The sequence below is a fragment of the Pseudomonas sp. S10E 269 genome (assembly GCF_002798465.1).
Taxonomy (GTDB): Bacteria; Pseudomonadota; Gammaproteobacteria; order Pseudomonadales; family Pseudomonadaceae; genus Aquipseudomonas; species Aquipseudomonas pergaminensis.
In genome coordinates this window covers 1,553,117-1,563,637 of record NZ_PHIJ01000001.1, presented here as the reverse complement: position 1 = coordinate 1,563,637, position 10,521 = coordinate 1,553,117, and the positions used below count along the sequence as shown (strand labels likewise).

General features: G+C 62.2%; 8 protein-coding genes. 1 reads left to right on the top strand and 7 read right to left on the bottom strand.

Going from position 1 to position 10,521, the window contains the following annotated elements; translation table 11 throughout:
* Window positions 1-102 precede the first annotated feature (102 nt).
* Window positions 103-882 (top strand): hypothetical protein, encoded by a 780-nt coding sequence (locus CWC48_RS07365; protein ID WP_099493462.1) that lies wholly within the window; start codon window positions 103-105, stop codon window positions 880-882.
* On the opposite strand, the gene CWC48_RS07360 is transcribed toward CWC48_RS07365, so the two are convergent.
* The 7 genes from CWC48_RS07360 to CWC48_RS07330 all read right to left on the bottom strand — a co-directional run bounded on the left by CWC48_RS07360 (window position 879) and on the right by CWC48_RS07330 (window position 10,499).
* Complete coding sequence (locus CWC48_RS07360) at window positions 879-1,475, bottom strand: MarC family protein (RefSeq protein WP_003217330.1); 597 nt, start codon at window positions 1,473-1,475, stop codon at window positions 879-881. The genes CWC48_RS07365 and CWC48_RS07360 overlap by 4 nt on opposite strands.
* Before the next feature lie 240 nt (window positions 1,476-1,715).
* Window positions 1,716-4,487 (bottom strand): hybrid sensor histidine kinase/response regulator, encoded by a 2,772-nt coding sequence (locus tag CWC48_RS07355; protein WP_099493461.1) that lies wholly within the window; start codon window positions 4,485-4,487, stop codon window positions 1,716-1,718.
* A 114-nt stretch (window positions 4,488-4,601) separates the two neighbouring features.
* A complete protein-coding gene (gene purD / locus CWC48_RS07350; protein ID WP_099493460.1) occupies window positions 4,602-5,894 on the bottom strand; it encodes a phosphoribosylamine--glycine ligase in 1,293 nt (430 codons plus the stop codon).
* A gap of 167 nt (window positions 5,895-6,061) precedes the next feature.
* A complete protein-coding gene (gene purH, locus CWC48_RS07345) occupies window positions 6,062-7,669 on the bottom strand; it encodes a bifunctional phosphoribosylaminoimidazolecarboxamide formyltransferase/IMP cyclohydrolase (RefSeq protein ID WP_078046672.1) in 1,608 nt (535 codons plus the stop codon).
* 81 nt (window positions 7,670-7,750) lie between these two features.
* The gene (gene fis, locus CWC48_RS07340) at window positions 7,751-8,071 is read right to left on the bottom strand and encodes a DNA-binding transcriptional regulator Fis (protein WP_003221275.1); all 321 of its coding nucleotides are present in this window, start codon (window positions 8,069-8,071) and stop codon (window positions 7,751-7,753) included.
* Complete coding sequence (gene dusB, locus CWC48_RS07335) at window positions 8,068-9,081, bottom strand: tRNA dihydrouridine synthase DusB (RefSeq protein ID WP_099493459.1); 1,014 nt, start codon at window positions 9,079-9,081, stop codon at window positions 8,068-8,070. The genes fis and dusB overlap by 4 nt, the downstream gene beginning before the upstream one ends.
* 185 nt (window positions 9,082-9,266) lie before the next feature.
* Complete coding sequence (locus CWC48_RS07330) at window positions 9,267-10,499, bottom strand: DUF3426 domain-containing protein (protein ID WP_100491589.1); 1,233 nt, start codon at window positions 10,497-10,499, stop codon at window positions 9,267-9,269.
* Between the last annotated feature and the right edge of the window lie 22 nt (window positions 10,500-10,521).

The window sequence follows — 10,521 nt, the reverse complement described above, 5'->3', positions numbered from 1 at the left end:
TTGACGCGTGGCGCCAAGGGATTTTTATCGTCTGGAAAACCCGTCGGGCACTGGACTAGGGTGGGGTTAAGCCTCGAGTTGGGGTGCTTGTGGAGAATCAAAATGGAGCGACATCACAGACGGATCAACAGCACAAAAAGGCGCAAGTTGATTGCCGCCTACAAACTGCCGGGAGCGCCTGGCGCGCAGAAGACTGTACCGCTGGACACCGAAGACGACTTCAACGCAGCGGTGGTCAACAACAGCGTGATTTCCTTTGCCGAAGGCCTGTCCGGCCTGAACCGCGAATACATCCGTAAAAGCTATCTGCTTGCCAGCAGCTATGTCAGCGATGTGTTGAACGTGCACCGGGGTACCGAAGATTGGTACGACGAGTTCATCAAGGTGATGGTCAGCCTGGGGTGGTTGCCGGTACGCAGCAGCTTCGAGCGGGTGTCACGCTCGGGCAAGGGCCTGACCGTGCAATTGGCTGCGCTTAATCTCATCGCCAGCCTGCTGGCGTCGACGTCGTTGACCGCGCCACTGCTGACCCTGCTGCCAAAGCTGGCGGCCGATGCGTTGGAGGCATTGAAGCAGACGCCGGCGTCTTTCGAGTTGTTCAAACGCAACAGCGCCGTGCACCAGGGCGGTGATTTCGGCCTGGCCTCCTGTGCTGAAACAGACGGGGAGCTGATGATGGTGCTGGTGACCTACAGCACCCATGGCGTGAGCAAACAGGTGGGGTTGCCCTTCCTGGAGTGGGACAGTTCTTCGTTCGAGGCCTTCAGCGGGCAGACGTGTCTGGTGCTGAATACCTCGGTGGTCAACGAAAAGACCCTGCAACTGATGCGCGAGAGTGCGGGGGACAAGGTCCAGCTGGCGATCGCCAAGTACCGGATTTAGGGCACCAGATAGCCGCGTACGCCGGTAAAGATGATTTGCGCGGCCAGGGCGCACACGAACAGCCCCATCAAACGGCTGACAATCTGCAAGCCCTGGTCGCCGAGGATGCGTTCGATACGGTTGGACAGGTACAGCACCACGCCCACTGTAAGGCTGGCCAGGGCAATGCTGAGGATGGCAGTGATCTTGTCGTCCCAGTGTGGCTGGCTCACGCCCATCACCAACAGTGCGCCGATGGTGCCGGGGCCGACGGTAAGGGGAATGGTCAGCGGCACGATGGTCACGTCTTGCTGCACGTTGTCGGTCTGCACCGCCGACTTGCCCTGGGCCATGCCCAAGGCGGAGATGAACAGCACACTGCCGGCGCCGATGCGGAAGGCGTCGACGGTGATGCCGAACACACTGAAAATCACCCGGCCGAACAGGTAGAGCAACACGCTTGAAACCAGGGTCGCCAGCGCCACCTTCCACGCCAGCCGCCGCCGCTCTTTGCTGGAGTAGCCACGGGTGAGGCTGATAAAGCAGGACAGCACGAAGAACGGGCTGTAGAGCACCAGCATTTTCAGGTAGACGCTGAATAACACGTGGAGCATGTGAGTGGCTCGCGATGGGAGAAGTGTGTCGAGTCTATCAGGCGCCAGAGATCAAATGTGGGAGGGGGCTTGCTGTGGTGAGCGGGCTTGCCCCGCGCTGGGCTGCGAAGCGGCCCCAATAAAAACGCCGCGTTGTGTCAGGCACTCCGCGGCGTTGGGTGTTAGGGCCGCTTCGCAGCCCAGCGCGGGCAAGCCCGCTCACCACAGCAAGCCAGCTCCTACGGGAGGTCGTGTTTCAGGTCAGGAGGGCGCGTGTTCGGGTCGTTGCTGACGCTGTGCCACCCAGAACTCCACCAGCTCGCGCAACTGCGACAACTCCACCGGCTTGGCCATGTGCCCATCCATCCCGGCCTGGCGTGCGCGTTCTTTATGTTCCGACAGAATGTGCGCCGTCAACGCCACCACCGGGGTGCGGATGCGTTGGTGGCTGACTTCCCACGCGCGCAGTTGTTGAGTGGCCGAGAAGCCATCGAGGATCGGCATTTCACAATCCATCAACACCAGGTCATAGCGCTGGGCCTTCATCGCTTCCAGGGCTTCTTCGCCGTTGCTGGCGGTGTCCGGGTTGAGGTTGAGCTTGCCGAGCATGCCGCGGATCACCTTGGTGGAAATGCTGTTGTCTTCGGCCACCAGGATACGGAAATCGCTGGGCACGGTGACGGCCGCCGGGGCGTTGAGGACTGGGCGTGGCGGGATGCTGCCTTTGCTGCGCTGGGTCAGTTCGTCGGCCAGGGTGGTCTTGAGTGTGTAGCCGGCCACCGGCTTGGCGAGGATGCGTTTGATCCCGCAATTGCGCGCGATTATCTTGCTCGGCGCATTGCTGATGCCGGTGAGCATGATCAGCAGGATGTCGTGGTTCAGGCTCGGGTCTTCCTTGATCTTCGCTGCCAGTTGCATGCCGGTCATGCCGGGCATGTTCTGGTCCAGCAGCACCACGTCGAAGTAGTCACGCAGGTGCGCCTTGGTACGCAGCAACGCCAGGGCTTCCTTGCCCGAGGGCACCGCGCTCACGTTCAGGCCCCAGGCCGAGCACTGTTGCACCAGCACTTTGCGGCAGGTGTCGTTGTCGTCCACCACCAGCACCCGTGCACCTTTGAGTGGGCCGTCGAGGTCGGAGGTCGGATGTTCCAGGCGTTGCGGGTCCAGCGGCAGGGTCAGCCACAGGGTGCTGCCCTGGTGGCTGCCGCTCTTGATGCCGAATTCGCCGTTCATCAACAGGATCAACTGGCGGGCGATGACCAGGCCCAGGTGACCGTTCAGGCGGGTGGCCGAGAAGAAATTCTTGCTGTGCAGTTCGCTGTGCAGCAGGGCGTCGCGCTCGGCCGCTTCCATGGGCAGGCCGCTGTCTTGTACGGCAATGCGCAAGCGCGGCTTGGTGCTGCGGTCATCGAGGGCGACGACGATCAGCACTTCGCCCTCGTCGGTCTTTTGCAAGGCGTTTTCCAGCAGGCTCAACATGGCCTGACGCAGACGTGTCGGGTCGCCGCTGATCACGCGAGGCACCTGGGGCTGGATAAAGCTGATCAGTTCGACGTTCTGCTGCTCGGCCTTGGCGCGGAAGATACTCAGGCAGTCTTCGATCAGCGCATTGAGGTCGAATTGCACGTCGTCCAGTTCGATCTGGCCGGACTCCAGCTTGGAGATATCGAGGATTTCGTTGATCAGCGTGAGCAGTTCGTTGCCGGCGCTGTGGATGGTCTGCACATAGTCGCGCTGCTTTACCGACAGCGGCGTGCCCAGCAGCAGCTCGGTCATGCCCAGCACGCCGTTCATGGGGGTGCGGATCTCATGGCTGATCTTGGCCAGGAACTCGGCCTTGGCGGCGATCTCGGCGTTGCTCGCCGCCAGGTCGCGGCTGAGGCTGAAACGCGCCTCGACAATTGCGCGCTGGCGTTCGCCCAACGCCAGGCTCATCAACAGGCCGCTGAGGCAGATAAAGGCCAGCAGCGTGACGATCAGGCCTTGGGGCGAGACCATCGTCAGGCCCAGCAGCGCCGGCAGGATGATCAGCGTGCCGATGTTGAACACCACCATCGCTGCCACGAACAGGCGTGCCGGGCGGTAGCCTTTCTGCCAGTGATAGGCCGAGATAAACAGCATGCTCAAGCCGGCCAGGGCCACGAGGGCGTAGGTGATGATGTTCAGCGGCAAAGTGTTGACGAACAACAGCAGCAGGCCGCACAGCACGATGAACAGGATGTCGGCCATCAACAGTTTGTTCAGCGGGTGCGGGCCCAATGGCATGAAGAAACGGTAGGCAAACATCAGCCCGCACGGTGCGGTCAGCAGCAGCGCCAGGTAGGCGCCGGGGGTCTGGATCGCATGCCAGTTCGGCAGCCACGGGCCCACCAGGTTGAGCAGCAGTGCCAGGCTGAGCATCAACAGCACTTCGCAGGCCGCCAGCCACAGGCTGCTGCGCGAGCGGTGGTAGGCGAAGCGCGTCAGGTTGTGCAGGATCAGCATCAGCAGGCAGCCGAACAGCAGGCCGTAGATCAGCGTCTGGGTCTGGTCGGCGGCGGCGAGCACGGCCGGTTCCAGGGTGATGTAGGGGCGCAGTTCGTGCTCCGAGACCAGGCGCAGGTAGACCTCGAGGGGCTTCTGGCTCTGGGGCATTGGCAGCATGAAGTCACTGCTGGGCAGCGGCCGCTCAGCCTGGGGCTGGCGAGTTCCGGTGCTTTGCTGTTCCACCAGGGTGTCGCCGTCCAGGACATAGAGGCTCAGGTGTGACAGATCCGGGGCGAATACCCGTAGCACTTGTTCGTGCTTGCCGGGTTGCAGCTTGAAACGTACCCACAACGCACCGTCCGGTTCCGCAGCGGTAATGCGGTCCAGTTCGATGGGGCTGAATTGATTGGTGTAGCGCGAGGAACGGATGTCGCTCAGTTGCAGGTCGGCCTGTTCATCAAGCAATACTGCCCAGCCACTGCCTTGCGCGGCGGCCTGGGCCGGGAGCAAGCAGAGCAGTGTCAGCAAGCTGACAGTAAAACCTATGGCGATCCTGAGCCAGCGCACGGCGAAATCCCTTCGTAGGTTGATGCACGGGTTAACTATGCGCGGGGAAGCCTGCATACGGCAAGGGCCAGAGGCCCTTGCCTAGCCGAATGGACAGCTATTGACGGCGGCTGCTTAGCTGTTCTCGCCCCGTTCACGGGCGATGGCGCGATAGCCGATGTCCTTGCGGTAGAAACAGCCGTTCCAATCGATCTTCGCCGCCAGCTTGTACGCTTGTTGCTGCGCGGCGTCGACACTGGCGCCCATGGCGGTTGCGCACAACACGCGGCCACCGGCGGTGACGACCTTGCCATCCTTGAGCGCGGTGCCGGCATGGAACACCTTGCCTTCCAGCGTAGCCGCGGCGTCGAGGCCTTCAATGACATCGCCCTTGGCGTAGTCGGCAGGGTAACCACCGGCCGCCAGCACAATGCCGACGCTCGGACGTGGGTCCCACTGCGCTTCAACCTTGTCCAGGGCCTGGGCCAGGGCGGCTTCCACCAGCAGTACCAGGCTCGACTGCAGACGCAGCATCACCGGCTGGGTTTCAGGATCGCCGAAGCGGCAGTTGAACTCGATGACTTTCGGGTTACCGGCTTTGTCGATCATCAGGCCGGCATACAGGAAGCCGGTGTACACATTGCCTTCATCGGCCATGCCGCGCACGGTCGGCCAGATCACCAGGTCCATCACGCGCTGGTGCACGTCGGCGGTGACCACTGGGGCAGGGGAGTAGGCCCCCATGCCGCCGGTGTTCGGGCCGGTGTCGCCGTCGCCGACGCGTTTGTGGTCCTGGCTGGTGGCCATCGGCAAGACGTTCTTGCCGTCAACCATCACGATGAAGCTGGCTTCTTCGCCGTCGAGGAACTCCTCGATCACCACACGCGAACCTGCGTCGCCAAAGGCGTTGCCGGCGAGCATGTCGCGAACGGCGTCTTCGGCTTCCTGCAGGGTCATCGCCACGATCACGCCTTTACCAGCCGCCAGGCCGTCGGCCTTGATCACGATAGGGGCGCCTTTTTCGCGCAGGTAAGCCAGGGCCGGCTCGATCTCGGTGAAGTTCTGGTAATCGGCAGTCGGGATCTTGTGGCGGGCCAGGAAGTCCTTGGTGAACGCCTTGGAGCCTTCCAGTTGGGCAGCGCCGGCGGTTGGGCCGAAGCAGTCCAGGCCACGGCTGCGGAACAGGTCCACGACGCCGGCCACCAGCGGGACTTCCGGACCGACGATGGTCAGGGAGACGTTCTTTTCAGCAAAATCTGCCAACTGCTCAAGGGCCAGCACGTCGATCGCGACGTTCTCGCACTTGGCTTCAATGGCGGTGCCGGCGTTGCCGGGGGCCACGAACACTTTCTGGACGCGCGGGTCCTGGGCAACTTTCCAGGCCAGGGCGTGTTCACGGCCACCGCTGCCAATGATCAAAACATTCATTTCAAAAACCTCGGATGACGCAAATTCTTGGGAACACTGTGGGCGCTTTTCTGTGGGAGCTGGCTTGCCTGCGATGCGGGCGCCTCGGTGTAACGAGTGCACCGAGGTGATGCTATCGCAGGCAAGCCAGCTCCTACCGAAGCCAGTGCCCACCAGGCAATGTTGGATCAGTGACGGAAGTGGCGCATGCCGGTGAAGACCATGGCGATGCCGGCTTCGTCAGCAGCGGCGATCACTTCAGCATCACGCATCGAACCGCCCGGTTGGATCACGGCGGTCACGCCGGCTTTCGCGGCATTGTCCAGGCCGTCACGGAACGGGAAGAATGCGTCGGAAGCCATCACCGAGCCCACCACCTGCAAACCGGCGTGCTCGGCCTTGATCGCAGCGATACGCGCCGAGTTCACGCGGCTCATCTGGCCGGCGCCGACACCGATGGTCTGGCGGTTCTTGGCGTAGACGATGGCGTTGGACTTCACGTACTTGGCCACTTTCCAGGCAAAGATCAGGTCGTTGATCTCTTGCTCGGTCGGGGCGCGCTTGGTCACCACTTTCAGGTCTTCGCTGCCGATCATGCCGATGTCACGGCTCTGTACCAGCAAGCCGCCGTTGACGCGCTTGTAGTCCCAGGCAGCTGCGCGGTCAGCCGACCACTCGCCGCAGGCCAGCAGGCGCACGTTGGCTTTGGCCGCCACGATGGCACGGGCTTCTTCGCTGACGCTTGGGGCAATGATCACTTCGACGAACTGACGCTCGACGATCGCCTTGGCGGTCTCGGCGTCCAGTTCACGGTTGAAGGCGATGATGCCGCCGAACGCCGATTCGGTGTCGGTGGCGTAGGCCAGTTCGTAGGCCTGGCGAATGCCACCTTCCGCGTCCGGGCTCACGGCCACGCCGCATGGGTTGGCGTGCTTGACGATCACGCAGGCCGGCTTGACGAAGCTCTTCACACATTCCAGCGCGGCGTCAGTGTCGGCCACGTTGTTGTAGGACAGCTCCTTGCCTTGCAGTTGGGTCGCGGTGGCGATGCCGACTTCGGCCGGCTTGGCCTCAACGTAGAACGCCGCGCTCTGGTGCGGGTTCTCGCCGTAACGCATTTCCTGGGCCTTGATGAACTGGCTGTTGAAGGTGCGCGGGAACTGGCTGCGACCTTCGGTGCTGAGGGTTTCAGCGGCCTGGTTCACGGTACCCATGTAGTTGGCGATCATGCCGTCGTAGGCGGCGGTGTGTTCGAACGCCTTGAGCATCAGGTCGAAACGCTGGGCGTAGGTCAGGCCACCGGCCTTCAGGTTTTCGAGCACTTGGGCGTAATCGCTGGCGTTGACCACGATGGCCACGTCTTTGTGGTTCTTGGCTGCCGAGCGCACCATGGTCGGGCCGCCGATATCGATGTTTTCGATGGCGGTCGGCAGGTCGCAGCCTGGCTTGTTGATGGTGGCTTCGAACGGGTAGAGGTTAACGGCCACCAGGTCGATCGGCTTGATGCCGTGCTCGGTCATGATGGCGTCGTCGATACCGCGACGGCCAAGGATGCCGCCGTGGATTTTCGGGTGCAGGGTCTTGACCCGACCGTCCATCATTTCTGCGAAACCGGTGTAGTCCGCCACTTCCACTGCGGCCACGCCGTTGTCCTGCAGCAGTTTGAAGGTCCCGCCCGTGGAGAGGATTTCCACGCCCAGGGCTTCCAGCTCCCGGGCAAATTCGAGGATCCCGGTCTTGTCGGAAACACTGATCAAGGCGCGGCGGATCGGCTGGCGGGTAGTCTGGTCGGTCATTTCAATTTCCATCAAAAGCAAAGGAGTCAGCAAAAAAGGCGACCGTTTTTACGCGGGCGCCTTTCTGGTTTGATTGAATGCTTACAGCAAATCGTATTGCTTGAGCTTTTTGCGCAAGGTGCCACGGTTGAGGCCCAGCAGCTCACTGGCTTTGGTCTGGTTGCCCTTGACGTAGTTCATCACGCTTTCGAGCAAGGGCGCCTCGACTTCGGAGAGCACCAGGTTGTACACGTCCGTGACGGAAGCGCCCTCAAGGTGGGCGAAATAATTGTGCAGCGCCTTCTCGACACTCCCGCGAAGGGTCTGGCCTTCTTCGCTCGGCGTGTTGAGGTGCTGTTTCAAATTGACGTTGTCGCTCACGGGTGCTGTTCCACTCACTAAAGTCTCGGTCATCATCGTCATGCGGCCACCCCCTCTCCGTCCCCTGTCCTCAGGCTCTTGTAACGCTCGCTGAAGAACTCACGAACGTTGGCGCATTGTGCTTCCGTATCATCCAAACGATTGAAGTGGGCGCGAAACTCCCTGGCGCCCGGCAGGGTTGCGAGATACCAGCCGACATGCTTGCGAGCAATGCGTACTCCCATCACGTCTCCATAGAAGGCGTGCAGGGCGGCCAGATGCTCTAGCAGAATACGTTCCACCTCGACCAACTCCGGTGCCGGCAACACTTCACCGGTACGCAGAAAATGCTCGATCTCACGGAAAATCCACGGCCGCCCCTGGGCAGCCCGGCCAATCAACAAGCCATCGGCGCCGGTGGCGTGCAGCACGCGCCGGGCTTTCTCGGCTGAATCGATGTCGCCATTGGCAAACACCGGCATCGACACCGCCTGCTTGATCGCAGCGATGGTGTCGTACTCGGCCTCACCGGTGTAAAGGTCGGCGCGGGTGCGGCCATGCACCGCCAGCGCTGTAATTCCTGCCTGTTCGGCGATCTTCGCCACCGTCAGGCCGTTCTTGTTGTCCCGGTCCCAGCCGGTACGGATCTTCAGGGTGACCGGCACATCGACTGCGGCGACAACGGCCTGCAGGATCTCGGCAACCAACTGCTCATCTTTCAACAGCGCGGAACCGGCGGCCTTGTTGCAGACCTTCTTGGCCGGGCAGCCCATGTTGATGTCGATGATCTGCGCCCCCAACTCCACGTTGGCCCGGGCCGCATCCGCCAGCATCTGTGCATCACCACCGGCGATCTGTACCGAGCGGGGCTCGGGATCACCTTCGTGGATCATGCGCATCCGCGACTTGCGGGTGTTCCACAAGCTCATGTCGCTGGTGACCATTTCCGAGACTACTAGACCCGCGCCCAAACGCTTGCACAGCTGACGAAAGGGCTGGTCGGTGACGCCCGCCATGGGGGCGAGAATCAAGCCGTTCTGCAATGTGTATGGGCCGATGCGTACCGCCGACATAGGACTTCCCTGTTGTGGGGCCGGATCATTAGAGTTCGAAAAAGGGTTGGCATGATACCCGCTCTCGATGACTGGATAAAGGCTGAATTGGATAAAATCTGAACAGTTATTTCTTTATCGCCGTCGGTTTGGTTGCGCGGGGCTTAGTCAATAACCCGCCGTCAAACCTCAGTGCGTGAACCGATTCACTCGGGCGAGTGAAAGCTCAGGCTGTAATTCACGGCTTTATTGCCCGGATCGAGGATATCCAGGGAGATATGGATCGGGGTCTGCGATGGCATTTCGCTTACTCCGGCCAACTCACCGCTGAGGTATTCGGCGGGTTTGAAGCGACGGCTGGCAATCAGGCTGCCATTCAGGTCGGCGAAACGCAGCTCCAGCAGCGGGAAGGGCTGGGAGAAGGTCGCACGGTTGTAGATGATCGCGTCCACCACCAGCGCCCCGGCGAAATCCGGATGGCTGCGCACCACCAGGTTGCTGCTCTTGATGTGCGCGATATCGACCCGCGACGGCACCGTGCAGCCCAGTGTGGGGCACAGTTGCTGGAACCAGGGGCGATAGGCGTCCTGGCGGGCCAGGTCGTCGAATTGGTAGGCAATGTACTGGCCTGCCAGGCCTGCGGCGGCGATCAGGACCAGCAACAGCCAGATCAGGCGACGGCCCCAGCCCGACGGACGTTTTTGCGCGTAGAGATGCAGCGGGTCGTCTTCCAGGTCCTGCAGCACATCGTCATGGACGCTGGCTTCAGGGCGTGGGCGTTTGCGCCGCAAGGGCGGGCGCTCGTCGGGGTCGGCGGCTTCCGCGGCTTTGGTCAGCGGCGTGAACGGCGGGTCGATGTGGTCATCGTCTGGCGTGGAGCGCAGTGGCGGTTCGTCGTCGAGATCGTCAACGTGCAGCGACATCGACGGCTCGGTGCGCTGCCGGGTCGCCGGCGTATGCGTCGGCTCGGTTTCAGTGGCCGGGGGGCGCTCTTCGGGCGGCTCGCTGAACAGGCTGGCGGCCCATTTTTCCTCTTCGGCCTTGACCGTGTCACGGCTGGCACTGAGGGACTCTTCCTTTTGGCGACGATCGGCGCCCGCCTGGCGGCGTTCCGCACTGACGGGCAGTGTGTGTTGAATCTCGCGGCGTTCCAGCTTGGCCAGTTCTTCGTCCAGGTCCAGGTTATCCAGGTCCAGCTCTTCGGCCGTCCACTGTTTCTGGCTGATTGCCCGCGTCGGTTCCGGCTCCGGCTCGGTCGCCGCCGGCAGCTCAGGCGCGGCGGTGCCGGCTGCGCGCTGCTCCAGCAATTGGCGAGCGGCGTTGAACACTTGCAGGCACGAGCCGCAGCGAACCACGCCACGGGCCACGCTCAATTGAGCGTGACTGACGCGAAAACGCGATTGGCAATGCGGGCACTGGGTGACGAAACTGTCGGTCATGCGGCCATCCGATTCAGGCAAG

What these genes read in the sequence shown, in the direction of transcription:
- fis (WP_003221275.1), bottom strand. Translation starts at nt 8,071, where the DNA reads ATGACGATGATGACCGAGACTTTAGTGAGTGGAACAGCACCCGTGAGC.
- CWC48_RS07360 (WP_003217330.1), bottom strand. Translation starts at nt 1,475, where the DNA reads ATGCTCCACGTGTTATTCAGCGTCTACCTGAAAATGCTGGTGCTCTAC.
- dusB (WP_099493459.1), bottom strand. Translation starts at nt 9,081, where the DNA reads ATGTCGGCGGTACGCATCGGCCCATACACATTGCAGAACGGCTTGATT.
- CWC48_RS07365 (WP_099493462.1), top strand. Translation starts at nt 103, where the DNA reads ATGGAGCGACATCACAGACGGATCAACAGCACAAAAAGGCGCAAGTTG.
- purD (WP_099493460.1), bottom strand. Translation starts at nt 5,894, where the DNA reads ATGAATGTTTTGATCATTGGCAGCGGTGGCCGTGAACACGCCCTGGCC.
- purH (WP_078046672.1), bottom strand. Translation starts at nt 7,669, where the DNA reads ATGACCGACCAGACTACCCGCCAGCCGATCCGCCGCGCCTTGATCAGT.
- CWC48_RS07330 (WP_100491589.1), bottom strand. Translation starts at nt 10,499, where the DNA reads ATGACCGACAGTTTCGTCACCCAGTGCCCGCATTGCCAATCGCGTTTT.